Origin of the sequence: Haloferax sp. Atlit-10N, from assembly GCF_003586325.1 — an archaeon.
GTDB classification, from domain to species: Archaea; Halobacteriota; Halobacteria; order Halobacteriales; family Haloferacaceae; genus Haloferax; species Haloferax prahovense.
This window is the reverse complement of sequence record NZ_PSYX01000004.1, coordinates 252659-276317: the sequence shown is the minus strand read 5'-3', so window position 1 is coordinate 276317 and position 23659 is coordinate 252659. Positions and strand designations below refer to the sequence as shown.

26 protein-coding genes are annotated in these 23659 nt (G+C 68.4%); 11 read left to right on the top strand and 15 right to left on the bottom strand.

The window, feature by feature from the left end; translation table 11 throughout:
* Positions 1-81: 81 nt before the first annotated feature.
* Both C5B91_RS14545 and C5B91_RS14540 read right to left on the bottom strand, forming a co-directional pair.
* Entirely contained in the window at positions 82-1047 is a 966-nt protein-coding gene (locus C5B91_RS14545) for a TRC40/GET3/ArsA family transport-energizing ATPase (protein WP_008090887.1), read from the bottom strand.
* A gap of 1 nt (position 1048) precedes the next feature.
* Positions 1049-1345 carry a hypothetical protein gene (locus tag C5B91_RS14540; protein ID WP_008090889.1) on the bottom strand — a complete coding sequence of 99 codons (297 nt, stop codon included), beginning with the start codon at positions 1343-1345 and terminating at the stop codon, positions 1049-1051.
* Between the two features lie 101 nt (positions 1346-1446).
* Between C5B91_RS14540 and C5B91_RS14535 the strand changes: the two genes are divergently transcribed.
* The 7 genes from C5B91_RS14535 (at position 1447) to C5B91_RS14505 (ending at position 9013) form a co-directional block, all read left to right on the top strand.
* The gene (locus tag C5B91_RS14535) at positions 1447-2754 is read left to right on the top strand and encodes a GTP-binding protein (RefSeq protein WP_115819898.1); all 1308 of its coding nucleotides are present in this window, start codon (positions 1447-1449) and stop codon (positions 2752-2754) included.
* Positions 2751-2987, top strand: a complete 237-nt coding sequence (locus C5B91_RS14530) for a hypothetical protein (RefSeq protein ID WP_008090892.1) — start codon at positions 2751-2753, stop codon at positions 2985-2987. Before C5B91_RS14535 ends, C5B91_RS14530 begins: the two co-directional genes overlap by 4 nt.
* 108 nt (positions 2988-3095) lie before the next feature.
* Complete coding sequence (upp, locus tag C5B91_RS14525; RefSeq protein ID WP_008090895.1) at positions 3096-3776, top strand: uracil phosphoribosyltransferase; 681 nt, start codon at positions 3096-3098, stop codon at positions 3774-3776.
* 131 nt (positions 3777-3907) lie between these two features.
* Positions 3908-4111: a hypothetical protein gene (locus C5B91_RS14520; protein ID WP_004974143.1), complete on the top strand. Its 204-nt coding sequence runs from the start codon at positions 3908-3910 to the stop codon at positions 4109-4111.
* Between the two features lie 450 nt (positions 4112-4561).
* A complete protein-coding gene (locus C5B91_RS14515) occupies positions 4562-5590 on the top strand; it encodes a TAXI family TRAP transporter solute-binding subunit (protein ID WP_049967892.1) in 1029 nt (342 codons plus the stop codon).
* A 51-nt stretch (positions 5591-5641) separates the two neighbouring features.
* Positions 5642-6127, top strand: coding sequence for a DUF1850 domain-containing protein (locus C5B91_RS14510; RefSeq protein ID WP_049905033.1), 486 nt, complete (start codon positions 5642-5644; stop codon positions 6125-6127).
* 6 nt (positions 6128-6133) lie between these two features.
* Complete coding sequence (locus C5B91_RS14505) at positions 6134-9013, top strand: TRAP transporter fused permease subunit (RefSeq protein ID WP_115819897.1); 2880 nt, start codon at positions 6134-6136, stop codon at positions 9011-9013.
* A 24-nt stretch (positions 9014-9037) separates the two neighbouring features.
* Here the strand turns inward: C5B91_RS14505 and C5B91_RS14500 are convergent, their stop codons facing one another.
* The gene (locus C5B91_RS14500) at positions 9038-9670 is read right to left on the bottom strand and encodes a YigZ family protein (RefSeq protein ID WP_049967894.1); all 633 of its coding nucleotides are present in this window, start codon (positions 9668-9670) and stop codon (positions 9038-9040) included.
* 309 nt (positions 9671-9979) lie between these two features.
* The gene (locus C5B91_RS14495) at positions 9980-10483 is read right to left on the bottom strand and encodes an ACT domain-containing protein (protein WP_004974129.1); all 504 of its coding nucleotides are present in this window, start codon (positions 10481-10483) and stop codon (positions 9980-9982) included.
* Positions 10484-10645: 162 nt separating this feature from the next.
* Here C5B91_RS14495 and C5B91_RS14490 point away from each other — a divergent pair, with 162 nt between their 5' ends.
* The gene (locus C5B91_RS14490) at positions 10646-11362 is read left to right on the top strand and encodes a hypothetical protein (RefSeq protein WP_008090902.1); all 717 of its coding nucleotides are present in this window, start codon (positions 10646-10648) and stop codon (positions 11360-11362) included.
* Positions 11363-11405: 43 nt separating this feature from the next.
* Here the strand turns inward: C5B91_RS14490 and hisB are convergent, their stop codons facing one another.
* A complete protein-coding gene (hisB, locus tag C5B91_RS14485; protein WP_004974124.1) occupies positions 11406-11999 on the bottom strand; it encodes an imidazoleglycerol-phosphate dehydratase HisB in 594 nt (197 codons plus the stop codon).
* Positions 12000-12120: 121 nt separating this feature from the next.
* Between hisB and C5B91_RS22665 the strand changes: the two genes are divergently transcribed.
* Both C5B91_RS22665 and C5B91_RS14475 read left to right on the top strand, forming a co-directional pair.
* On the top strand, positions 12121-12279 hold the full coding sequence (locus tag C5B91_RS22665) for a hypothetical protein (protein WP_233514263.1): 159 nt from the start codon (positions 12121-12123) through the stop codon (positions 12277-12279).
* Positions 12280-12324: 45 nt separating this feature from the next.
* Entirely contained in the window at positions 12325-12513 is a 189-nt protein-coding gene (locus tag C5B91_RS14475; protein WP_008090904.1) for a hypothetical protein, read from the top strand.
* A 36-nt stretch (positions 12514-12549) separates the two neighbouring features.
* Here C5B91_RS14475 and hisA read toward each other — a convergent pair whose 3' ends face one another.
* Entirely contained in the window at positions 12550-13266 is a 717-nt protein-coding gene (hisA, locus tag C5B91_RS14470; protein ID WP_115819896.1) for a 1-(5-phosphoribosyl)-5-[(5-phosphoribosylamino)methylideneamino]imidazole-4-carboxamide isomerase, read from the bottom strand.
* A gap of 142 nt (positions 13267-13408) precedes the next feature.
* On the opposite strand from hisA, the gene glmM reads away from it, so the two are divergent.
* Positions 13409-14773 (top strand): phosphoglucosamine mutase, encoded by a 1365-nt coding sequence (gene glmM / locus C5B91_RS14465; protein WP_008090906.1) that lies wholly within the window; start codon positions 13409-13411, stop codon positions 14771-14773.
* Positions 14774-14818: 45 nt separating this feature from the next.
* Here the strand turns inward: glmM and C5B91_RS14460 are convergent, their stop codons facing one another.
* The 9 genes from C5B91_RS14460 to C5B91_RS14420 form a co-directional block, all read right to left on the bottom strand.
* Positions 14819-15070 (bottom strand): hypothetical protein, encoded by a 252-nt coding sequence (locus C5B91_RS14460; protein WP_008090907.1) that lies wholly within the window; start codon positions 15068-15070, stop codon positions 14819-14821.
* A 90-nt stretch (positions 15071-15160) separates the two neighbouring features.
* A complete protein-coding gene (hisI, locus tag C5B91_RS14455) occupies positions 15161-15529 on the bottom strand; it encodes a phosphoribosyl-AMP cyclohydrolase (RefSeq protein ID WP_004974115.1) in 369 nt (122 codons plus the stop codon).
* 76 nt (positions 15530-15605) lie between these two features.
* A complete protein-coding gene (locus tag C5B91_RS14450; RefSeq protein ID WP_115819895.1) occupies positions 15606-16658 on the bottom strand; it encodes an A24 family peptidase in 1053 nt (350 codons plus the stop codon).
* A 73-nt stretch (positions 16659-16731) separates the two neighbouring features.
* Entirely contained in the window at positions 16732-17673 is a 942-nt protein-coding gene (locus C5B91_RS14445; protein WP_115819894.1) for a hypothetical protein, read from the bottom strand.
* A gap of 121 nt (positions 17674-17794) precedes the next feature.
* Complete coding sequence (gene fer / locus C5B91_RS14440; protein WP_004974109.1) at positions 17795-18184, bottom strand: ferredoxin Fer; 390 nt, start codon at positions 18182-18184, stop codon at positions 17795-17797.
* Between the two features lie 140 nt (positions 18185-18324).
* The gene (locus C5B91_RS14435) at positions 18325-19446 is read right to left on the bottom strand and encodes an inorganic phosphate transporter (RefSeq protein WP_181950705.1); all 1122 of its coding nucleotides are present in this window, start codon (positions 19444-19446) and stop codon (positions 18325-18327) included.
* Between the two features lie 143 nt (positions 19447-19589).
* Complete coding sequence (locus C5B91_RS14430) at positions 19590-20885, bottom strand: O-acetylhomoserine aminocarboxypropyltransferase/cysteine synthase family protein (protein ID WP_115819893.1); 1296 nt, start codon at positions 20883-20885, stop codon at positions 19590-19592.
* A gap of 126 nt (positions 20886-21011) precedes the next feature.
* A complete protein-coding gene (gene metX, locus C5B91_RS14425; RefSeq protein ID WP_049967899.1) occupies positions 21012-22259 on the bottom strand; it encodes a homoserine O-acetyltransferase in 1248 nt (415 codons plus the stop codon).
* Positions 22256-23575, bottom strand: coding sequence for an O-acetylhomoserine aminocarboxypropyltransferase/cysteine synthase family protein (locus tag C5B91_RS14420; RefSeq protein WP_008090917.1), 1320 nt, complete (start codon positions 23573-23575; stop codon positions 22256-22258). Before C5B91_RS14420 ends, metX begins: the two co-directional genes overlap by 4 nt.
* Positions 23576-23659: the final 84 nt, after the last annotated feature.

Below are 23659 nucleotides of genomic sequence, written 5' to 3'. Positions count from 1 at the left end.
GATAGGAATGTATCGTGTTCGAACGACAGGTTCAATCGCCGAGGTGACCGAAAATTCTCACCGTGCGGTCGGTTTACCGGCTCACTGAACGTCGGGCGCGGTGTCGATGTCGAGTTCGGCCGCGACCTCGCCGAGGAAGTCGCCTTTGACTTCGGCCACCCGCGTCTCGACCGCGGCGACGAGCGGCGGTGAAAAATTCTCGCGGAGGTCGTCGAGGTGCTCTCGCTCTGTCTTGACTCGCTCGCGCAAGAACGTCGCGCCCCGCCCGGACTCCTCGGGGTCGGGTTCGGGCGTGAGGCGGTTGACCGCGAGGCCGCGCACGTCGAGGCCGTAGTCGTCGAGTTGGTCGATGGCGCGCTCGGTCTCCCGGAGCGAGAGTTCGTCGGGGTTCACGACGAGGAAGAACGCGGCGTCGTCCCGAAGCGTCTCCTTGGCGAACGAGAAGTCGTCGCGGCGCTGTTCGAGGCGGGCGATGATGGGGTCGCCGTCCATCATCCGCCGGGGTTCGTTGTTGCCGATGGCCGCGCGCTCGAACAGTTTGACCGACTCCTTTCGCTTGTGGAGGAGCCGCTGAATCCAGCCGTCGAGGTACTCCGGCAGCGAGAGCAGTCGGAGCGTCCCGCCGGTCGGCGAGGTGTCGAAGACGACCCGGTCGTACTCGTCCGCGGAGCGCATCACGTCGATGAAGCGGTCGAACAGCGCCGACTCGTACGCGCCGGGCGTCTGGTGGGCCATCTCTATCTGCCGGTCGATTTCGTTGACCATCGCGGGGCTGACCTGGTCGCCCATCGCCCGCTTGGTCTCCATGAGGTGCTCGCGGACCTCGGTCTCGGGGTCGATTTCCATCGCGTCGAGGTTCGGTTCGTCCGCGACGGCCGCGGGCTCGTCGGTGAACGACTGGTCGAACACGTCGCTCGTGCTGTGGGCCGGGTCGGTCGAGACGAGGAGCGTCCGGACGCCGTCGCGGGCGCACTTGACCGCGTAGGCGCTGGACATCGTCGTCTTGCCCACGCCGCCTTTGCCGCCGAAGAAGACGAATTTGCGCATGTTAGAAGTGGTACTGGTGACCTTTGCGTTCGAGGAGCGACCCGCGGTCCCACATCCGCCGCTCCCACGCCTCGAACTCGTCTTCGAGGTACGGGAGCAGTTCGGCGGTGTAGTACGAGATGGGCGAGGGGATGCCGAACGCGTCGGGGAAGCACGCGAGCATGAACGCGTCCTCGTCGTCCTCGGCCTGTTTTTCAATCTTCTCGTAGGCGGGATGCGAAATCAGCCCGTGGTAGAGGCCGCGGAGCCACTCTTCGACGAGTTCGCGAAAGGATTCGATGCGCGCGGCGAGCGTCATCAGTTTACACACTCACCCGCTTTCGGACAAAAGGGTATCGTTCACGAACGTCCACGCTGGTTACCTGCGATTTCATATGTGCGGCCCCGGTAGGCCCGCCCATGAACGCGGGGGAGACGATTCCGGTGACGGTGCTCGGCGGGAGCCTCGGGGCGGGCAAGACGACGCTTCTCAACCACCTGTTGACACACGCCGGCGACCGAGACATCGCCGTGCTCGTCAACGACATGGGTTCCGTGAACGTCGACGCCGAACTCGTCGCCGAGGAGTCCGACCTCGCGGTCGGCGACGGCGTCGCCGAACTCTCGAACGGCTGTATCTGCTGCGAGCTACAGGACGACCTCGAAACCGCGGTCGTCCGCCTCGCGCGCGAGCGGTCGTTCGACCACCTCGTCGTCGAGGCCTCGGGCGTCTCGGAGCCCGGCCCTGTCGCCCGGCTGTTCGTCACCTCGCGGGCGGCCGCCCGCTACGACGTGGCCGGCCTCGCCACGGTCGTCGACGCCAGACTCTTCGCGGACACCTTCGGCGACGGCGACCCAGACCGGACCGTCGCCGAGGAGGGAGACGGCTCGGTGCGCCCCCTCTCGGACCTCCTCGTCGAGCAGGTCGAGAGCGCCGACCTCGTCGTCCTCAACAAGCGCGACCTCGTCTCCGACGCGGAACTCGCGGCGGTCCGCGACGCGGTCGAGGCGCTCCGTCCCGGCGCGACCGTGGTGGAGACGACCCGCGGCGACGTGGACGTGGACCTGCTCCTCTCTGACCTCCACGACCCCGACGCGCCCGTGGGCTGGCGGACGGCGTTGCAGAGTGCTACGGGAGGAGACGAGAGCGACCGAGACGGCCACGGCGGCCACGGCGACCACAGCGACCACGACCACGGCGGCTACGGCGACCACGACCACGACGACACCCTACACGCGGAAGCGACCTACGGCGTCACCTCGTTCGTCTACCGCCGGCGGGCACCGCTCGACCCCGACGGTGCGGCCGCGGTCCTCGGGAACCTCCCGGAGTCAGTCGTCCGCGCCAAGGGCTCGCTGTGGGTCGCCGGGGCCGAGAACGTACACTTCACCTACAGTCAGGCCGGCCCGTCGGCGTACGTCGCCGCCGCCGGCCCGTGGGTCGCCTCGCGCCCCGAGTTCGAACAGGACACCTACCGCCGCAACCACCCCGAACTCGACTGGCACGACGACCACGGCGACAGGCGGACCGAGCTGGTGTTCATCGGCCGTGAGATAGACGAAGACGCGCTCGCGGCCGCGCTCGACGCCCACCTGCTCGACCCCGGCGCGTCCGCGGACGCCGGCGACTTCCCGACCGACCCCGGCGAGGAAGTCGCGCTCGCGGAGCCGACCCGGGAGCGCGAGTCGGTGCCGACCACGGGCGCGGCCTCGGAGGGCGGGCGATGAGCGGCGAAGCCGAAGGGGCCGGGAGCGACGACGAGGGGCGCGGGGCCGACGAGATAGAGTGGGGCGAGGGCGACCCGCGGGTGCTGTTCGTCATGAACCTCGTTCTCTCGACGGCGTTCGCGGCGGTCGTCGTCTACGGCCTGTCGTACCTCGACCTCGCGGCCTTCTCGGCGGTCAACGTCGCCTCCGCGGCGCTCGTGCTCACGGCGGTTACGTACCTCGTGACGAACTGAAACCGCGGGATGCGCCGCCGACCCATTCTACGCGTGAACTACCCGCAGGGCACCGCTGGCGGCCGATAGCCGCATTTATGTCCTTCGGGAAACCGCCTTCTCAGTAAGATGCCCATCGAAGACCGAGACGATGCGTACCTCATCACGCACGCGCTGGCGAAGGACACGCTCTCGCGCCTCCGGGACGTGGAGACGACGCAGGTCGCCTTCCGGAAAGGCCTCGTCAAACTCGGCCGCATCTGTGGCTACGAGATAATCGACGGCGCGATGGAGACCGAGTACGTCACCATCCAGACCCCGCTGGCTGAGACGACCGGCGAGCGCGTGAAGGGGCTCGACAACGTCGTCATCATCAACGTGCTCCGCGCCGCGACGCCGTTCGTGGAGGGACTGCTCAAGGCGTTCCCGCGGGCGAAGCAGGGCGTCATCTCCGCCGGCCGCGACGAGGAGGCGGGGATGGACGACGACGGCGGCTTCCCCATCACCATCGACTACGTGAAGCTCCCCGAAATCACGGAGAAAGACACGGTCATCGTGGCCGACCCGATGCTCGCGACCGGTTCGACGATGTGCTCGGTCCTCGACCACATCCTCGAGAACGCGGGCGTCGACCCCGAGAAGCTGTTCGTCCTCTCGGCCGTCTCCGCGCCCGACGGCCTGCTCCGCGTCGACAGCGAGTTCCCCGAGGTCGACCTGCTGACGGTCTCCATCGACGACTACCTCGACGACGACGGCTACATCGTCCCCGGTCTGGGCGACGCCGGCGACCGCGCGTTCCGCACGACGTAACTCGGTCACCTCGCACCGCGGCTCGCGGGCGGGACGCCCCGGCCGCCGGCCCCGATTCGGGTAACGACTAAGTTACCGCCCGCGCACCTCCGACGCATGGACGAACCTCGCGCCACCGGAGGAACCCGACGATGAGCGACCCGTGCGACGGCTGCGGGCGGGCGGTCGAAGACGCCCTCGCCCGCGCGGTCCAGTTGCAGGTCGACGGCTCGACCGTGGACGACCAGCGACTCTGTCCGACCTGCTTCGCCGACTGGATAACCCGGTACGAAGAACAGATGTCGCCCAAGCAGTCGTCGGACGACTCGACGGACTCCGAGATAATCGTCGACTGACGGCTGCGGGCGCGAGCGCACTCCCCTGAACGCCGTCCGAACCCCCTCTTTTCGGGTCGAAAGTCGCCCGCCGGCGGCCGACTGTCGTTCGAGTCGAACGTCCCGAACCGCACCCCCGTAGACTACTGTGAGAGACGTTTGCACGGGGTGCGTCGGGGTCGGCACCCAACTCGCCGAACCCCTTCGTTTCGGGTCGAAGTCCGCCGCGAACTCCGGAGTCGGACGGAACAGAGAAACGAGAAACCGACAGCGGTGGGCACGCGGGTCGAAGTGAAATCAGAACCGCGGAGGATTGTATTTCTCCCCAGAAGGGCGAGTTCAGGTATGTGTATCGTTGGCGAATTAATATTCTAACATTGATAAGAATTTACCACAATTAGTGTGTAAATAGAGATATGTTGGCCGTTGACATGAACAGTCATAAATACGTATCGTGACGAATAGTGATGTATGACTCGGAAGCTTGACCGCCGACAGTTTATCGCTGCGACAGGTGCCGTCGGTCTGGCCGGCCTCGCCGGCTGTTCCGGTGGCGGCGGCGAAGAGACGACGACGACGACCGAATCCGGTGGCGAAGATACCACCACCGCCGAGGAGACGACGACCGAATCCGGCGGTAACGGCGGCACCGAGAGCCGACTCTCGTGGCACGCCGGCGGGACGGGCGGCACGTACTACCCCCTCTCGAACGAGTTCAAGTCCGTTATCGAGGGACAGACCGACTTCACGATTCAGGTGCAGTCCACCGGCGCGTCCGTCGAGAACGTCGGCAGCCTCGCCCGCGGCGACGCGGACTTCGCGCTGATTCAGAACGACGTCGCCTACTTCGCCCGCAACGGCGAGGGCATCGAGGCGTTCCAGGGCAGCCCCGTCGAGAACCTCCGCGGCGTCGCCACGCTCTACCCCGAGACGATTCACGTCGTCACGCTCGCCGACACGGGCATCGAGACGCCGTCCGACCTCTCCGGTGCGACCATCAACACCGGCGACCTCGGCTCCGGGACGCAGGTCAACGCGACCCAGATTCTCGAAGCCCTCGGCATCTCGGACTACAGCGAGCAGAACACCGGCTTCTCGCAGGCCTCCGACCAGCTGAAGAACGGCGACATCGACGCCGCGTTCGTCGTCGGCGGCTGGCCGGTCGGCGCTATCGAGGAACTCGCCGCGACCGAGGACGTGCGCATCGTTCCCATCGAGGGCGAGGACCGCACGGCCGTCAAGGACGCCGCGCCGTTCTACGCCGACGACGAGGTCCCGTCGGGCACCTACGGACTGGAGAACCCCGCCCCGACCGTCTCGGTGCAGGCGATGATCGCGACCAACGCCGAACAGCCCGAATCGACCGTCGAATCGGTCACCAGCGCCATCTTCGAGAACGTCGACGAACTCACCATCAAGACGGACTTCATCTCCAAGGAGAGCGCGCAGGACGGCATGTCCATCGAGCTCCACCCCGGCGCGCAGGCCTACTTCGGCTGAGCCCGGGCGCTTCGCTTCGCTTTCGAACAGCGGTTTCCTACCCATCTTTCGATGCTTGATTCGACTCCCACACGTCTCCTCGTCGTAGTCGCGGTGCTGGCGGTCGCCGTCGGCGGGAGCGCCGCCGTTCCGGCCGGACAGGTGCTCGTCGTCGAAGACGCCGAAACCGGCGAGCGACTACAGACGATGCCGGTCGAAGAGAACACGACCGTCGCGCTCGAATACACCCACAGCGTCGAGAAGACGCGCGTCCTCGACGCCTACGCGGTTCAGGACGGCGAACTCGTCATGACCAAGATGGAGTTCAAGTCCTACGGCGCGGGGCTGCCCGCTCGGGCGAACGTGACGACCGAAAACGGCTCGTTTGTCTTCGACCCCGAGGGAAGCTACGAGGATCTGTACGTCAAGCCCGGCCGTATCGCCGGCCACAAGCTACACGTCGGTGACCGGACCTACGACCTCGTGGCGCTCTCCGACGCGCGCTCGGTCCGCCTGTACGTCACGCACCGCTCCGTCCTCGACGCCGCCCTCCACTGACTAACGATGAACCGAACACACGACGAGGGTCGACCCGACGGCCCCGACGACGAAGACGCCTCCCGGTCCGTCCCGGAGACCGACGCGGCACCGGTCGACTCGCCGATTCGAACCGACGGCGGCGAGTCGCCCGCAGACGACGACCGCGAGGCAGCGAGTACCGACGAAGAACTATCCGAAGAAGAGGCACAGGAGATGCTGGAGGGCATCGACCGGAAGCGGACGCTCTCGGGGTGGGCGGCGATTCTCACGTCGCTCGTCGCCATCTCCTTTTCCGTCTTCCAGTCGTGGCTGGCCGCCCGCGGCTTCGAGTTCGCCGCGACGATACCGCTCGTCGGCGAGGTGTCGCTCGGTTCGCTCCAACTCCTGCAGGTGAACTCGATTCACGTCGCCTTCGCGCTCGTGCTGGCGTTCGTCCTCTTCCCGGCGACGACCGGCCACGGTCGGTTCGCCGCGGCACTCAGTCGCGTCGTTCCGACCCTCGCGTCGAACCTCGGTGAGGACCACCCGGTCACCCGCGGTGCCGCGGGAATCCGCCGGTTCGTCCGATGGCTCGCGATCGACCCGGAGCGCGAGCGCGTGACACCGCTCGACCTGCTGTTTATCGTGCTCGCCGTCGCCACGGCGGCCTACATGGTGTTCGAGTGGTCCGAGATTCAGCGGCTCCGCGTGTTCGGCCTCGAAGCCGGCCGGACGGTCGCCGAGTACCTCGGCGCGCCGTTCGTCTCGGTGTCCGAGACGCTCGGTCCGCTCGGCTTCCTCGCCGACGCGGTCGTCGCGGCCATCGGCGTCCTCCCCTTCACGGACGTGTCCTACCCGTTCTTCCTCGGCGCGGTCGGCGTCCTCCTCGTCCTGGAGGCGACCCGCCGCTCGCTCGGGTTCTACCTGATGGTCATCGTCGCCTCGTTCATCGTCTACGCGAGGTTCGGCTACCTCATCTCGCCGTCGATGCCGCTGGTCGGCGTCCTCTCCATCCCCGAAGGGTCGTGGGCGAACATCATCCAGAACCTCTGGTACAACACCGAAAACGGCGTCTTCGGCATCCCGGTCACCGTCTCCGTGCAGTTCATCTACATCTTCATCCTGTTCGGGGCGTTCCTGGAGATGTCGGGGGCCGGCCAGTGGTTCATCGACCTCGCGTACGCCGCGACCGGGACCCGCAAGGGCGGCCCGGCGAAGGCGTCCATCCTCGCGTCCGGATTCATGGGGACCATTTCGGGCTCTTCCATCGCCAACACGGTGACGACCGGCGCGTTCACCATCCCGCTGATGAAGCGCTCCGGCTACCGCTCTGAGTTCGCCGGGGCCGTCGAGGCCTCCGCCTCCTCCGGCGGGCAGATTCTCCCGCCGGTGATGGGCGCGGCGGCGTTCCTCATGATCGAGTTCATCGGCGTCCCCTTCTCCGATATCATCATCGCGGCGGCCATCCCCGCCGTGGTGTTCTTCTTCGGCGTGTGGGTGATGGTCCACCTCGAAGCGACGCGGGCCGGCATCGGCGGCCTCGACCGCTCCGAGGTCGTCGACCTCGGGAAGCACCTCGTCAGCGGGTGGTTCTACCTCATCCCGCTCGTGTTGCTCATGTACTACCTGCTGGTCGAGCGCCTGACGGTCGCGCGCTCGGCGTGGTTCACGCTCATCGCCATCATGGCGCTCCTGTCCGTCGTCGCGGCGTACAGCGAGCGGACCCGTGTGCCCCTCTTGGGCGCTATCGCGGCGGCGTTCGTCGCGCAACTCGGTTCCTACGTCACTACCGGCGTCGGCGTCATCGACGCGGTCACGGGTGGAAGCGGTGAACCGCTCGGCGCGACCGCGGCGCTCTTCGCCGCCGCGGGCGACCTCGGCGTCATCGCCATCTTCGTCAGCCTCGTCGTGATGCTCGTCCGACCGGCGCTCGACTCGCCGCTGTTGGAGTTCGACGACGCGGTCGACGAAGCGGCCGACAACATCGCCAACGCCGTCTCGCGGCCGTCGCTGTCCGACCTGAACGTCTTCCGCTACGTGACGTTCATCGGGAAGTCGATGGACTCCGGCGCGCGCACCTCGACCGAGGTCGTCGTCGCCGTCGCCGCCGCGGGAATCATCCCCGGTGTCGTCAGTGCGACCGGCCTCGGCCCGAACCTGACCGCGCTCATCAAGGCGGTCGCCGGCGGCTCTATCGTCCTCTTGCTGCTTTTCACCGCCATCGCCTCCATCATCCTCGGGATGGGGATGCCGACGACGGTGACGTACATCATCCTCGTCTCGCTGCTCGGGCCGGCTATCGCGCAGTCCTCCGACATCCCGCTGCTCGCGGCCCACCTGTTCATCCTCTACTTCGGGGTGATAGCGGACATCACACCGCCGGTGGCGGTCGCGGCGTACGCCGCCTCCGGCATTGCCCGGTCTAATCCGTTCCGGACCGGGACGAAGGCGTTCTCGCTGTCGCTCAACAAGGCCATCGTGCCGTTCGCGTTCGCCCTGACGCCCGGCATCCTGCTCCTCCGCGGACAGGGCGAGGCCGCGGCGGTCATCACGTTCGCCGACGTGGCCGAAATCGGCTACTTCGTTCCCGAGGTGGTCATCCCGGTCGCGGGCGTCTTCGTCGGCGTCATCGGACTCGGTGCGACCGTCATCGGTTACCTCTACAGCCGCGTGTCGCAGACCGAACGGGCCCTGTTCGCCCTCTCGGCGTTCCTGCTCATGGCCCCGATGCTCCTGTTGAACGCCGCGTTCGACCTCGGGAGCTTCCTCGGGCTCGTCGGGAACGTCCCCGACACGGTCGCCGTCGACCTCGCCATGCGCGCGGTCGGTGGGGCGCTGTTCGGCGCGCTCGCCATCAAGAACCGCCGCGAGACGCGCGAGAAAGCCGCACCGACGCCGCCGGAACAGGTGGAACCGACCGACTGAACCGAAAAGAATCCCGCGGCCGCGCTACTCGATGTCCGCGCGGCCGCTGGTCGCGCTTCTGATGCGGTCGCGGAGGTCCGCCCCGTCCTCGACGGGAACGCGGACTTCGAACGACACGTCGGCCTCGTAGGCGGCTTCGAACTCGACGCCCGCGCTTTCTAACAGCCCGCGAACGCTCCCCGAGTCGTCGTACTCGACGGTCGCAGTGAATCGTTCGTGGGGAATCTCCTCGACGACGCCCGCCGCGTCGAGCGCCTCCTTGACGGCTCGGGAGTACGCGCGGGCGAGGCCGCCGACGCCGAGGTTGGTGCCGCCGTAGTAGCGCGTCACGACGGCGGCGACGTTGCGCACGTCCTGCTGGACGAGGACGTTGAGCGCCGGTTTTCCCGACGAGCCGCTCGGCTCGCCGTCGTCGCTCTGGTACTCGCGGAGCATGACGTTCCCCCCGCCGGGAACCGACGACGAGGCCGCCCCGGCGGGCACCCGGTAGGCGGGGACGTTGTGGGTGGCGTCGGGGTGGCGCTCCTCGATTTCGGCGACGAACGCCTCCGCCTCCTCGACCGTCTCCGCGGGGGAGACGTAGCCGATGAACTCCGAGCCGTTGACCTCGAAGCGGGCGTCGGCCCGGCCGGCGACGGTTCGATAGGCGTCGGTCATGCCACCGAGTTGGCGTCGCGGCGTGGAAAAGCGTTCGCACCGGGGCGTCGTCGGCCCGGCGCGGGAGAAACCGAGCAGGGCGAGGCGGAGCGGGCGAGCGCGGAGCCGCGCTACTGCTACTGTCCGCAGGCGTCCGCGTACGACGTACACCCGTTTTGGATGCAGACGCCGCAGAGGTGGCGCGTCTCGGAAATCGGCTCACCACAGCACATGCAACTGCGCATGGACACCATGCGAACGGCTACCACGTGAAGTTACAAGAATCTTATTGCTACGTTGACAGAATATTCGCGGAGCCGACGGGCGGGCTCAGGCGATGATGATGCGGCGGACGAATTCGAGGTTCGACAGGTCGTTGAGCAGGTCGCCGGGAATCGGCTCGTCGGTGATGATGTAGAGCTTCGGGTCGTCGGTGAACTCGGGGTCCTCGCTTATCGTCTGGCGAATCGAGATGCCCGCGTCGGCGAGCTTCGAGGTGACGGTGGCGACGATGCCGGGCTCGTCGGCGTCGGCAACCTCGACGGTGAGCACGGAGAGGTTGAGCACCGGCGCGAGGTCCATCAGACTCGGAATCGACGAGATGTTCTGGAAGATTCGTCGAAGCTCCTCGTCGGCGAGGATGGCGTCGGTGGTCGAGTCGACGACGCGCCTGTCCACGTCGGCCTCGCGGGCGATGCCGGTGTTCGGTATCTCGATGCCGCCCGAGACGACCCGTCCCTGGTCGTTGACGGAAAAGCCCCGTTCCAAGAGGAGCCGGATGACGGCCTGCTGGCTCGGGCTGCCCTCGAACTTCTCCATAATCTCGTCGAACATTCGTTGGTCGGGGGATTTGCGGGCGGGTGCATTAAGTGGTACGTCGCCGACGGCGGCTGACTGGAGACGTCGCGTGGGCGTCGGGTGGACGACGCCACGGGCAGGCGACCGACGCCGCGGCCGGGGAGTGGGTTTAACCGTCGGCGCGGAGACCCGTCGTGCATGCGCGAGCTACGCACCTGCGACTTCTGTGGGACCGACGCCGTCGGCGTGTTCGAGGTACTGCCGCCGGAGTTGACGCCGGCCGACGACCAGCGCCGCGTCGTCCTCTGCGAACACTGCGAGGAGACGCTGAGCGAGGTCATCGCGCCGCTTCTCTCCCGACTCGGCGTCGACGCTGGCGTCGACGTGCCCGACGACGCACGGGCCGAGACGGGCGCGTCCGCGGCACCGGAGCGGACCGCGAGCGGGTCGGGCGGCGAGGCCGCCTCGGTCGACGTGAACGCGGTCGACCCCGCGCCGACGCCGCCGGAACCGGCGAACCACGACTCGCCGGACGAGGCCGACGACCACGAGGAGTCGGGAGACGACGCGGACGACGACGACGGCGAGGACGAGGCCGAGAGGTCCGACGGTGCCGCCCGGGCGGCCGACGAGACCGCCGACGAACCCGAGCGGCTCGACAGTGACGCCGAGTCGGACGCCGACGATGAGACTGAAACCGGCGGCGACTCGTCCGACCCCGGCGAGGAGCCGCCGAAGTTCCGAAAGGTCATTCGCATCCTCCAGAACCGCGAGTTCCCCGTCGAGCGGGCGGAGGTCGAGGCGCTGGCGTCTGGCGCGTACGACCTCGAGGACGACGAGGTCGCCGACATCTTCGACTACGCGGTCGAACGCGGCCTGCTCGTCGACGACTCGGGGACGCTCCGGCGACCCTGAGAGTCGAGTGCGGGAGGTCGGGGAGAACGGGGCGGACTGGCGACTACAGCTTTCCTTTGGTACTCGGCGTGTCCGAGCGCCGCGGGTCCACGCGGGTCGCGTCGTCGAGCGAGCGCGCGAGCGCCTTGAACAGCGCCTCGACCTCGTGGTGGGCGTTGTCGCCCTCGACGCCCGCGTGGAGCGTGAGGCCGGCGTTCATCGACAGCGACATCGCGAAGTGTTCGGCCATGTGGCTGGTGAACTCGCCGACGTAGGGCTGGGAGAACTCGCCCGAGAACTCGAAGAAGGGGCGGCCCGACACGTCCACGACGACGGAGGCGACGGCCTCGTCGAGCGGGACCTTGCGGTCGGCGTAGCGGACGATGCCGCGCTTGTCGCCGAGCGCCTCGGTGAACGCCTCGCCGAGGACGATGGCCACGTCCTCGACGGTGTGGTGGTCGTCGATGTGGAGGTCGCCGTCGCACTGGACGGTCAGGTCGAACAGGCCGTGTTTGGCGAAGGCCTCCAACATGTGGTCGAAGAATCCGATACCGGTGTCGACGACCGCGTCGCCGTCGCCGTCGATGGACAGCGTCACGTCGATGGTCGTCTCGGACGTCTCGCGGGAGACGGCCGCGCGTCGGTCGGCGTCGCTCATGTCGCGTTCGAAGCGGGCCGCGCATATAGGGATTCTCGTCGTGCGGCGGCGGCCGCAGCCCGCCGCAGCGTCAGACGCACGTCTGACGGACGTTCATAACTTCGGACGCGTACGGTGGGGTATGCAGCGAAAGGGAGCGCTGGTGGTGGGCTACACCATCTGCGTCGGGGGACTCCTGCTCACCGCCCGGTCCGGGGTGGCTGTCGCGCTCGGCGTCGCGCTGGTGACGCTCGCGGTCGGCGCGGCGGTACTCGGCGGAGGCGTCCTGGGTGGGCGATAACCGACCGATGCGGCTGGAATCGAGTCGTCCGGAGGCGAGCGACTGATGCGGCGCGGAGCGACCGCCAGCCCGAAACGCGACGTGGTGACCCTCAGTATGCTCGTTCTCGCCGGGCCGTTCCTCGCGACCTCGCGTCCCGAGACCGCGATTATCGGCGCGCTGTTCGTCGCCGTCGGCGTCTACGGGACCGTCGAGAGCCTCGCCGCGGCCGTTTTCGCGTACCTCGACGCGTAGCGTCTCGGTCAGGTCGTGTCTCGCCGCGTCGGCGACCTACGCCTCCATCGCTTCTTCGAGCGTGAACCGCCCCTCGTAGAGCGCGGTGCCGACGACGGTCGCCGCCGCGCCCGCCTCGCGGAGCGCGCGGACGTCGTCGAGCGAGGCGACGCCGCCGGAGGCGACGACGGGAATATCGACCGCGTCGACGACCGCCGAGGTCGTCTCGAGGTGGACGCCTTCGAGTTGGCCCTCCACGTCCACGTCGGTAAACAGGATGGCCGCCGCGCCGAGTTTCTCGTACCGGGCGGCCGCCTCGGCGGGGTCCAGGCCGGTGCCCTCGGTCCAGCCGGAGACGACGACCTCGCCGTCTTTCGCGTCGAGACTGACCATCACGCCGTCGGGGTAGTCGTCGGCGAGTTCGGCGACGATGTCGGGGTTCTCGACGGCCGCGGTGCCGAGGATGACGCGGTCGACGCCGCGGTCCAGCAGGTCGCGGGCGTCGTCGGCGGTGCGGATGCCGCCGCCGAGTTGGAGCGGCACGTCGACCGCGTCGAGGACGGCGTCGACCGCCGGGGCGTTCTTCCGCTCTCCCTCGAACGCGCCGTCGAGGTCGACGAGGTGGAGCGTCTCCGCGCCGGCGTCGACCCAGCGGCGAGCGGCCTCGACCGGGTCGCCGTAGGTCTTCTCGGTGCCGCGTTCGCCCTGTACGAGCTGGACGACCTCGCCGTCTTGCATGTCGACCGCGGGGACGACTTCGAACTCCGGGAACATACGCCACCGTGGGCGAGCGACGTGCGTAAACGCACCGGATACGGCGACCCGGATGATTGGGCGACTCGAATCGGGCGACGAACGTACCGAGCGAGCCACCAGTTCGGAACGGCTTTGTCGCGCCGGGGTGCACACACACTCAATGAAACTCTTCGGTTCCAGCGGCACCCGCGGCGTGGTGGGTGAGAGCCTCACACCGGAGTTCGTCCTCCGCGTCGCCAAGGCCGCCGGCACGGTCTGGAACGCAGACCGGGTCGCCATCGCACGCGACACCCGAACAACGGGTGAGATGTTCGTCAACGCCGCCGAGTCCGGGCTGGCGAGCGTCGGCGTCGACGTGGACGACCTCGGCGTCGTCCCCACCCCCGCCGCCGTCCGGTACTGCGAGAACCAGGGCGTTCCGGGCGTCGTCATCACGGCCTCGCACAACCCCCCGGAGTTCAACGGCGTCAAACTCGTCGGCGACGACGGCGTCGAACTCGCCGTCGAGGAGTTAGAGCGCATCGAAGACCACATCCTCGCCGAGGAGTTCGACGTGGCCGAGTGGGACGCCGTCGGGAAGACCCGGTGCGTCGAGACGGCGAACGACGACTACCGCGAGGACCTCCTCGCCAGCGTCGACCGCGAGAAAATCGCCGACGCGAACCTCACGGTCGCGCTCGACCCCGGCCACGGCGCCGGGTCGCTCGTCACGCCCGACTTCCTCCGCGAACTCGGCTGTGAGGTCCGCACCGTCAACGCCCAGCCAGACGGCCACTTCCCCGGCCGCCAGTCCGAACCGGTTCCCGAGAACCTCCGCGACCTCGAACGACTCGTTCGTGCGACCGACGCCGACGTGGGAATCGCCCACGACGGAGACGCCGACCGAGCCGTCTTCGTGAACGAGCGCGGCGAGTGCATCTCCGGCGAGGCGTCGCTGGCCGCCCTCGCGGCCGCAGCCCTCCAACCGGGCGACGCGACCGTCTCCGCGGTGAACGTCTCCCAACGGCTCGTCGACGTCTGCGAGGAGGTCGGTGCCGACCTCGAACTCACGCCCATCGGCGCGACGAACCTCATCACCCGCATCCGCGAACTCTGGCGCGAGGGTCGGAACGTCCCCATCGCGGGCGAGGGTAACGGGGGAGTGTTCTACCCCAACTACCGTCTCGTCCGCGACGGCGCGTACATCGCGGCGAAGTTCCTCGAACTCGTCGCCGAGCGCCCGCCGAGCGAACTCGTCGCGCCCTACGAGGACTACTACAACGTCCGCATCAACCTCGAATACGACGAGGAATCCGAGTTGACGGCGATGCTCAACGCCGCCGCAAACTACGCGGAATCCGCCGACGCGACGCCGAACACGACCGACGGCTACCGCCTCGACTACGGCGACGCGTGGGTGCTCGTCCGCCCCTCGGGGACCGAGCCGAAAGTCCGCGTCTACGCCGAGGGGCGCTCCGAGGAGCGCGCGACCGAACTCGCCGAGGACGCCGCCGACGCGCTTCGAAGCGCGGTCACGACGCTGTAACTCGGCGACAGCACCGGGGAGAAAGAATCACTTTTCGCGCGCCACTCACAGGCTAATCGCCGCGAACAGGAGCGCCAGCGCGCCGAACACCAATAGCATGAAGCCGCGTTCGAGGCCGTCGCCGTCGAGTTCGTCGTCCGGCGGGTCCTCGCGGGTCGGGTCGAGGACGAACTCCGGGTCGTCCGAGCGGGCGACCCGACGGGCGGCCGCGGCGCTCTTGAGCAGCCGGCCGCCGAGGGCGAAACAGCCCAGCCCCACGACGATGGCGACCACGGAGATCGGATTGACGCTCAGCATCGGCCGACGCCCGCGGTCATCGGTCGGTCGACCCGTCGGTCGCGATGGTCGACAAAGCGGCCGTCCCCGTCATCGGTCGGCTCGCATCGGTCACTCGTCGTCGTAGACCGCGTCGGGGTCGAAGACGCGCTCGCCGACGTTCTCGCCCTCGACGGTGCGGTAGAAACACGACCGGTGACCGGTGTGGCACGCGCCGACGTTCTGGTCGACGAGATACAACAGGGTGTCCGCATCGCAGTCGACGCGAACCTCCCGAATCTCCTGTGTGTGGCCGCTGGACGCACCCTTCTCCCAGAGTTCGTCGCGGCTCCGCGAGTAGTAGTGCGCCCGACCCGTCTCGACGGTTCGGTCGAGCGCCTCGGGCGAGACGTACGCCAGCATGAGCACCTCTCCGGAGTCGGCGTCCTGCGCCACGGCGGGGACGAGGCCGTCCTCGCCGAAGTCGACATCGACGGTCATGATTCGGGTCACGCAGTGGCCGGGGTTATCTCTTGTGCGTCGCCGCGCGGAAACTACGCACGACCCGCGCGGGTTCTCAGACGATACCGAGCGCGCCGAGGACGCCGAAGAGGATGTCGCCGTAGACGAACGCGACGACGAGACCGACGAACATGGGGACGAGAAACGGAATGCCCGGCGAAATCCAGACCGACTCGCGGGCCGTCACGAGTTCCAGTCCGCCGCGGAGTTTCTCGGGCGAGGTGCCGTAGGCGGTGCCCTCGATGCTGTCGAGGAACTGGGCCGCGCCCCACGGGTCGTCGAACGACGCGTCCGCGTCGGCTTCGGCGGTGTCGCCTCCAGCGCCGTCGTCCGCGGTATCGCCGTCGACCGCATCCTCGTCGTCGAGGTTGGGCGACGCGCCGCCGTCGGTCGCCGCGCGGTGGACCGCGCCGTCGGTCGGGTCGAACGTCTCGCCGATGCTGTCGGGGTCGCGGAGAGCGTCCGGGTCCGAACGCAGGTCCGCGAGCGTGAGGCCGCGCCAGCGGAGGTACATCCGGAGCGCGTCGAGGTCCAGCCCGTTCCGCGTCACGCCCTCGGGCGACTCGAACAGGCGGCCGTGGGCCGTCGAGAGCGACGGGACACCGACGCGGCGGCCGACGAACGAGATGGGGAACTCGAACTCGCCGTCGGCGAGGTTCCGGGCGGCGAGGAACAGCGGGTAGGCGAGGCCGACGATGACCGTGTTCGTGAGAATCGTCATCGAGAAGACGCCGAGGCGGGTGGCGGCGAGCGGGAACTCCGTTCCGGCGAGGGTGTAACTGGGGAACGTCGGGAGCAGGACGGCGAGCACCATGAGCGCCTTCGCGTCCGCGCCGCCGAAGCCGCCGAGCCGCCAGAACAGGTACGAAAGCGGGACGACGAAACAGACGCTTACGCCGACGCGAATCAGGTACAGCCGGTCGAACACCGTCTCGGGCGGCAGGTGGCCGACGAGTTCCCACGCGAGCAGGACGAGCCCCAGCGCCGCGAGCGGATACCAGACGACGTTGGGGACGCGCCGCGTGCGGACGTCGCGTACCGCGGTCCACGCGAGGACGGGGAGCACCACCAACCGCAGGAGGTCGGGGAGCGTTCCGATACCGAACATACCCGCAGACTGGGGGCAGGGGAGTTAGGTGTTCGGGACGGGTATCAATCCTGAAACCGACCCCGGCGACGCGTCAGAGCAACGCGAGTTCGACGAAGCCGACGAGTCGAATCGAAAGCGAGAACAGCGCCATCGTGGCCGCGGGAACCCACGCCGACTTCGAGCGGCCGAAACCGAGGGCCGCCACGCCGAACGCGAGCGACCACAGGGCGTGTTCGACGCCGCCGGGAACGTCGGCGAAGACGGTTCCGAGCGCGGCCACGGCGAACAGTCCGAAGGCGAACGCGGGAGCGAGTGTCGGGCGCGAGAGGGGTCGAATCGACCGCTCGACCACGCCTCGGTACGTCACGCCGGCGGCGACGCAGCCGCAGACGGTAGCGACGAGGAGAAGCGAGACGACGCCGACCCGCCACGGCTTCGGGAAGACGACGAGCGTGAACGCGGCGTCCCGAAGCACCGAGTGAAAGAACGTCGCGAGCGCGGCCGTCGTAGCGACGGCGCGCGCGGACGAGAGTCCGACCCGCGACGAGGCGAGGTCGAACACCGCCGCGACGAGAATCCCGAACCCGAGGCCGGTGAGTGCCGCGTCTTCGGCGGTCCGAACCGCCGCCGTCGCGACCGACGCCTCCGGATGGTACGTCCAGCCGAGGAGCGCGGCGAGCGAGGCGTCGAATCCGACCGCAAAGAGGACGCTCGCCGCGATGACGGCGAGCGCGGGAGCGAGAGCCGTCGCCGCCGCGTCGCCGAGTCGGGAGCGCTCGGGAGGCCCGAACGAGAGCGAAACGCCGCGATAGCGCGCGTAGACGAGCGTCGGAACCGCGAGGCCGGCGACGTTCGGCGACGCGAGCGTGCCAACTATCGGGACGCCGCGGAGCCTGAGCGCGACCCAGTAGCTGGCCGCGCTCGCCACCGTGAGACAGGCGAGAAAGAGCCCGAGTCGACCGAGTTCGGTCGCTTCGCTCGGGAGCGAATCGTCGGGGCGGAGTTCGCGGACGACGGCCGTGACTCTCGACACGGGTGGAGCGACCGGTCGGCGGGACAAATCGCTGTCGGCCTCTCGGCTCGGACGGGGGCGGAAACGGCGTACCCGTCAGTCACGGGTGCGACGCGTCGAAAGAAATGTTCGGGATAGCGCCTTAGATGACGCGGTTCTGCAGGTAGTCGAGGTGCTTCGCGTTGTAGACGATCTTGACCTCGTCCTCGACCGGCGAACCGATGCAGGTGAGACGGACGTTCTTGTCGTTGACTTCCTCGTCGGAGAGGATCTGCTGCATGTCCATCTCGATTTCGCCCTCCTTCAGGATGGACGCACAGTTCGCACAGGCACCTGCGCGGCAGCTGAAGGGCCAGTCGTAGCCCTGGGCCTCGGCGGCTTCCAGGATGTACTCGCCCTGGTTGACTTCCATCTCACCGTAGTCTTCGGCGTCGAGACCGGCGTCAGCGGCCTGCTCGAAGAGGTCGTCGTCGTCGAGGTCCCAGCCGTTGTCGTCGAGAACTTCGTAGTTGAGGTAGGTTACCGTGGGCATCGACAGAGGATTCGAAGGCCACCCCATTAGACTTTGCTGTTCCGTGCGCCGAATTCGACCCGCGCCGCGGCGGCGGCCGCCCGTTTGTTACATTGTTGACCGTGATAGTCCCGGGTTGACAGACGCGGCGATTGAACGCTTCAGATAACGCCAGCGGAGAACAGCGCGTACGACGCGAGGGCCGAAAGCGAGGGCGTGAGCATCCAGAAGAAGATGACCCGCCCGGTCGTGCCGGGGTCGAACAGGTCCTGCGCGGAGAGTTCGTCGGGGGCTTCCTCGCCCATCTTCGGCACCTCGTCCTCGCGCTCGACGGTGAGGGCGTTGACCGATACCTGCGGGGCCTCGCCGCCGCTCAGGGCCTCGCCGAGAGTGACAGTTCGGGTCGCCCGTCCCCAGCCGAGGCCGACGATGCACATCGTCGCGCTCACGGCGAGGCTGGCGGGGATACCGATGGCCGACAGGAAGGAGATGAGCGACGCGCTCACCGTCTCGACGATGAGCGCCGCGAGGATGGGCAACTGCGTGAGGTCGTTGCCGACGGTGTCGAGCGTCCGACGGGCGATGGTGAACGCGCCGAGACCGATGGCGCCGCCGGCGATGAGGATGCCCGTGTTCATCTCGACCGCGCCGTTGCCGACGAGCGGGGCGACCGCGTTGGCGACGTTCGACGCGCCCGCGGAGAACGCCATGTAACAGGCGACGACGACGACGAGGACGGTGCTCCCGAACTCGCGGTACGTCGTGTTCGGCCCGAGTCGCGGTCGCGGAACGCCGCCGTCGCGGTCGAGTCTGACGAGGGCACCGGGGCTCTGGTCGAGTTTGAGCCACGCGTCGAGATACGGGTAGATGTACCGACCGATGACCGCGCAGATCCAGAAGGCGATGACGGGCGCGACGATCCACCACGAGATGATTTCGAGCATCACGCCGGAGTCGAGCGACCCGTTGGCGAGGCCGAGACCCGCGATGGCCCCGACCGCCGTCATCGACGTGGAGGCGGGGACGCCGAAGGTGTTAGAGACCAACAGCGCGAGGCCGACGAAAAAGAGGACGGCGACGCTCGCCGCGAGGGTGAACTCGCTTTGCGGGACGATTTCGCCGCCCATCTTGGCGACGACCTCCCTCCCGAGCGTCCACCCGCCGAGGAGCGCGAACCCCGTCATCAGGGCCGCTGCGGCGAGTTTCCCGAGCACACCGCTCCCGACCGCGGGACCGAAGGCGACCCCCGTGGACGAGCCGCCGATGTTGAACCCGACGAACACTGCCACCAGGAGACCGACGAAGAGGAGTGCTTCTACCACGGAGCTACCTACTGGCGCGGGAATAAAAGGAACGGCGGTCGGTGGCCGGCCAGTCCGCCGACGCGGCGGCCGGGAACGACTCGTCCGAGGCGAGCGCGCTCAGTTCAGTTCGACGCGGCGCGAATGGCCTGGTCGAGGTCGTCGATGATGTCGTCGACGTCCTCGATGCCGACCGACAGGCGGACCATGTCGGGCGTGACGCCCGCGGCGGCCTGTTCGTCTTCCGTGAGCTGCTGGTGCGTCGTGGACGACGGGTGGATGACGAGCGTCTTCGCGTCGCCGACGTTGGCGAGGAGCGACGCGAGTTCGACGTTGTTGACGGTGCCCTTGGCGGCCTCGTAGCCGTCGGTGAGGCCGAAGGTAATCATGCCGCCGTAGCCGCCTTCCAGGTACTTCGAGGCCTCCTCGTGGCTCTCGTGGGATTCGAGGCCGGGGTAGTTCACCCACGACACCTTCTCGTGGTCGTCGAGGAACTCCGCGACGGCCTGCGCGTTCTCGCAGTGCGCGCGCATCCGAAGCGGGAGCGATTCGAGCTTTTCGAGCGTCTGCCACGCGTCGAACGGCGACTGGGCGTTGCCGAGGTCGCGCAGGCCGCGGGCGATGCCGGCGTAGGTGAAGCCGGCGGGACCGAACGTCTCGTCGAAGTTGACGCCGTGGTACGCCGGGTTCGGCTTCGCGATTTCGGGGTAGTCGTCGGCGTACTCGTCCCACGGGAAGGTGCCGCCGTCGATGAGGATGCCGCCGATGGTCGTGCCGGCCCCGTGAATCCACTTCGTCGTGGACTGCCAGACGAGGTCCGCGCCGTGCTCGATGGGGTTACAGAGGTACGGCGTGGCGAACGTGTTGTCCACGAACAGCGGCGTCCCGTGGTCGTGGGCGACCTCGGCGATGGCCTCGATGTCCGGCGTCACGAGCGCCGGGTTGCCGATGGTTTCGAGGTGGACGAACGCGGTGTCGTCGTCGATGGCTTCCTCGTAGGCGTCAACGTCGAGCGTGTCCACGAACCGGGTCGTGACGCCGCGGCGCTCGACGGTGTGGGTGAGGTAGGTGTAGGTCCCGCCGTACAGCGACGACGCGGAGACGATGTTGTCGCCGGCCGAGGCGAGCAGGAAGGTAGCGAGGTCGAACGCGGCCATCCCGGACGAGGTCGCGACCGCGCCCACGCCGCCTTCGAGCGACGCGAGGCGCTCCTGCAGCATCCCGACGGTGGGGTTCATCAGCCGCGAGTAGATGTGCCCCGGTTTTTCGAGGGCGAACTGCGCGGCGGCGTCGGCGGCGTCTTCGAAGACGTACGAGGTGGTCTGGTACAGCGGCGGGGCGCGCGCGCCCGTCGCGGAATCGGGACTCTGTCCGGCGTGGAGGCTCCGAGTGTGGAAGCCCGGGCTGTCGTCGTCGCTCATACCCGAACGTCGAATCGAACGGGGGTAAAGCGGGGTGTCGGTCGCAATTCCCGCCGGCTTCTGCGACGTGGGACCGACGCGAAAGAGGAAAACCGCCGGGGAGAAGCAGGAACGACGGAGAGACCGTCAGCGCGAGAACAGCGAGGAGTGGACCGGTGCGAAGTCCTCCTCCTCGTCGGGTTCACCGCCGTCGGTCGCGGTGTCGGTCACGGCGCGGCCCGCGACGCCCTCGTCGACGAAGTCGCCGAGCGGCGGCCCGACCTTCTCTGGTTCGACGAGGAAGGCGTCGTGGCCGTGGTCGGACTCGACGACGTGGTGGGCGACCGGCACGTCGACGCGGCGGAACGCGCCCGCCAGCGACTCCGACTGCTCGGTCGTGAAGTGCCAGTCGCCGGTGAAGGAGACGAGGAGCGACTCGCCCTCGAAGGCGGCGAGGGCAGCCGCGTCGGACTCGTAGCCCTCCGAGAGGTCGAAGTCGTCCATGGCGCGCGTGAGGTACAGGTACGAGTTGGCGTCGAAGCGCTCGGCGAACTTCTCGGCCTGGTAGTCGAGGTAGGACTCGACCTCGCGGTACGGGAAGAACGCGGCCGCGGGGTCCGACGGGAAGGCGTCGCCGCGGTCCCCGCGGCCCGCGGAGCGCCGGCCGAACTTGCGCTCCATCGAGTCCTTCGAGAGGTACATCAGGTGGCCGAGTTGGCGGGCGAGTCCGAGGCCCGCGTCGGGCGTGGCGCTGTCCTCGCCGTAGTAGTCGCCGCCGTTCCAGTTCGGGTCCGAGGTGATGGCGCGGCGAGCGACGGCGTCGATGCCGAGACACTGCGAATCGAGGCGGGCCGCCGAGGCGACGACGGCGAGGCGCTCCACGTCGTCGGGGAACTGCACGGCCCAGTCGAGGGCGTTCATGCCGCCGACGGAGCCGCCGACGACGGCGTGGAGGCGGCCGACGCCGAGGTGGTCGAGCAGGCGGCGCTGGGCGCGGGTCCAGTCGTGGACGGTGACCGGCGGGAAGTCGGTCCCCCACGGCTCGCCGTCGGGTCCCTCGCTCGCCGGGCCGCTCGTGCCGTAACACGACCCCGGGACGTTCACGCAGATGACGTAGTAGTCGTTCGTATCGAGCGCCTTGCCCGGCCCGACGATGTCGCCCCACCACGCGCGGGCCTGCCCGGAGACGCCCGACTCGGTGCCGTGGCCGGCGACGTGCTGGCTCCCGGTGAGACCGTGACAGACGAGGACCGCGTTCTGTCCGTCGAACTCGCCGTAGGCCTCGTAGGCGACCTTCAGGTCGGGCAGTATCTCGCCCGACTCGAACTCGTGTTCGCCGATGTCGACCACGTCGGATTCGACCCGGCGACCGGGCGTGGTTCGCGTGCGGCTCATGGCTCCTCCGGGCCCCCGTCGGCCTGCTGACGCAGGGCGTGTTCGATTGCCTGGTCGAGGTCGGCGATGATGTCGTCGGCGTCCTCGATGCCGACAGACAGTCGAAGCATGTCGGGCGCGACGCCCGCGGCGCGCTGTTCGTCCATCGAGAGTTGGGCGTGCGTGGTCGACGCGGGGTGGATGAGGAGCGTCTTCGCGTCGCCGATGTTGGCGAGGAAGCTCACGAGGTCGACCGACTCGCAGACGGTCTTGGCGGCCCCGTAGGCCGCCTCGTCGTCCGCGCCGTCGAGGCCGAAGGTGACCATGCCGGCGTAGCCGCCCTGCAGGTACTCCGAGGCGAGGTCGTGGGTCTCGTGGTCCTCGAAGCCGGGGTAGGTGACCCACGCGACGCCGTCGCGGTCGCGGAGGAACTCGGCGACCTGCCGGGCGTTCTCGCAGTGGGCGCGCATCCGGAGCGCGAGCGTTTCGACGCCCTGAAGCGTCTGCCAGGCGTCGAACGGCGACTGGCAACTGCCGGTGCTCCTGACGGCGCGCTGGCGGACGGCCTCGGCGAAGGCGCGCTCGCCGAACCGCTCGACGAAATCGACGCCGAAGGCGGGGTTCTCGCCGGAGAGTTCGTCGTAGTCGGCCGCGTCCCACGGGAAGGTGCCGCCGTCGACGACGACCCCGCCGACGGTCGTGCCGGAGCCGTGGAGCCACTTCGTCGTGGACTCCCAGACGATGTCCGCGCCGTGTTCGATGGGCCGACAGAGTGCTGGTGTGGCGAACGTGTTGTCCACGACGAGCGGGACGCGGTTCTCGTGGGCGACCTCGGCGATGGCCTCGAAGTCCGGCGTCTTCAGCGAGGGGTTCGCCACCGTCTCGACGTGGACGAAGGCGGTGTCCTCGTCGATGGCGTCCTCGTAAGCGTCCACGTCGAGCGTCTCGACGGTCCGGGATTCGATACCGCGCCTGACGGCGGTCTTCGAGAAGTACGAGGCCGTGCCGCCGTACATATCCTCCGAGAGGACGACGTTGTCGCCGACCGACGCGAGAACGGTCGTGAGCGCGTCGAGCGCGCCCATCCCGGAGGCGGTGGCAACCGCGTCGACGCCCGATTCGAGGGCGGCGAGGCGGCGTTCGAGGATGCGGGTCGTCGGGTTGGAGATGCGGGAGTAGACGTCGCCGTCGGCTTCGAGGGCGTACAGGTCCGCGGCGTGGTCCGCGTCGTCGAAGACGTACGACGTGGTCTGATAGAGTGGCGGGGCGCGGGCCCCTGTCGCCGGGTCCGGGTCCTGTCCGGCGTGGAGGCCGAGCGTGCGGAAGCCTCGGTTCATGTATGAGGTGCATAATCTTCGACAGAGGAATAACCGTCAGTTACGGCAAGCGTTGCCCGTGGTTAGGGGTGAAAAGCGGCGGCC

Coding starts and splice junctions, on each gene's coding strand:
- C5B91_RS14490 (WP_008090902.1), top strand. CDS start 10,646: ATGCGCGAGCTACGCACCTGCGACTTCTGTGGGACCGACGCCGTCGGC.
- C5B91_RS14500 (WP_049967894.1), bottom strand. CDS start 9,670: ATGACCGACGCCTATCGAACCGTCGCCGGCCGGGCCGACGCCCGCTTC.
- hisI (WP_004974115.1), bottom strand. CDS start 15,529: ATGACCGTCGATGTCGACTTCGGCGAGGACGGCCTCGTCCCCGCCGTG.
- C5B91_RS14535 (WP_115819898.1), top strand. CDS start 1,447: ATGAACGCGGGGGAGACGATTCCGGTGACGGTGCTCGGCGGGAGCCTC.
- C5B91_RS14520 (WP_004974143.1), top strand. CDS start 3,908: ATGAGCGACCCGTGCGACGGCTGCGGGCGGGCGGTCGAAGACGCCCTC.
- C5B91_RS14430 (WP_115819893.1), bottom strand. CDS start 20,885: ATGAGCGACGACGACAGCCCGGGCTTCCACACTCGGAGCCTCCACGCC.
- metX (WP_049967899.1), bottom strand. CDS start 22,259: ATGAGCCGCACGCGAACCACGCCCGGTCGCCGGGTCGAATCCGACGTG.
- upp (WP_008090895.1), top strand. CDS start 3,096: ATGCCCATCGAAGACCGAGACGATGCGTACCTCATCACGCACGCGCTG.
- C5B91_RS14420 (WP_008090917.1), bottom strand. CDS start 23,575: ATGAACCGAGGCTTCCGCACGCTCGGCCTCCACGCCGGACAGGACCCG.
- C5B91_RS22665 (WP_233514263.1), top strand. CDS start 12,121: ATGCAGCGAAAGGGAGCGCTGGTGGTGGGCTACACCATCTGCGTCGGG.
- fer (WP_004974109.1), bottom strand. CDS start 18,184: ATGCCCACGGTAACCTACCTCAACTACGAAGTTCTCGACGACAACGGC.
- hisA (WP_115819896.1), bottom strand. CDS start 13,266: ATGTTCCCGGAGTTCGAAGTCGTCCCCGCGGTCGACATGCAAGACGGC.
- hisB (WP_004974124.1), bottom strand. CDS start 11,999: ATGAGCGACGCCGACCGACGCGCGGCCGTCTCCCGCGAGACGTCCGAG.
- C5B91_RS14505 (WP_115819897.1), top strand. CDS start 6,134: ATGAACCGAACACACGACGAGGGTCGACCCGACGGCCCCGACGACGAA.
- C5B91_RS14510 (WP_049905033.1), top strand. CDS start 5,642: ATGCTTGATTCGACTCCCACACGTCTCCTCGTCGTAGTCGCGGTGCTG.
- C5B91_RS14495 (WP_004974129.1), bottom strand. CDS start 10,483: ATGTTCGACGAGATTATGGAGAAGTTCGAGGGCAGCCCGAGCCAGCAG.
- C5B91_RS14540 (WP_008090889.1), bottom strand. CDS start 1,345: ATGACGCTCGCCGCGCGCATCGAATCCTTTCGCGAACTCGTCGAAGAG.
- glmM (WP_008090906.1), top strand. CDS start 13,409: ATGAAACTCTTCGGTTCCAGCGGCACCCGCGGCGTGGTGGGTGAGAGC.
- C5B91_RS14450 (WP_115819895.1), bottom strand. CDS start 16,658: ATGTTCGGTATCGGAACGCTCCCCGACCTCCTGCGGTTGGTGGTGCTC.
- C5B91_RS14545 (WP_008090887.1), bottom strand. CDS start 1,047: ATGCGCAAATTCGTCTTCTTCGGCGGCAAAGGCGGCGTGGGCAAGACG.
- C5B91_RS14475 (WP_008090904.1), top strand. CDS start 12,325: ATGCGGCGCGGAGCGACCGCCAGCCCGAAACGCGACGTGGTGACCCTC.
- C5B91_RS14530 (WP_008090892.1), top strand. CDS start 2,751: ATGAGCGGCGAAGCCGAAGGGGCCGGGAGCGACGACGAGGGGCGCGGG.
- C5B91_RS14460 (WP_008090907.1), bottom strand. CDS start 15,070: ATGCTGAGCGTCAATCCGATCTCCGTGGTCGCCATCGTCGTGGGGCTG.
- C5B91_RS14515 (WP_049967892.1), top strand. CDS start 4,562: ATGACTCGGAAGCTTGACCGCCGACAGTTTATCGCTGCGACAGGTGCC.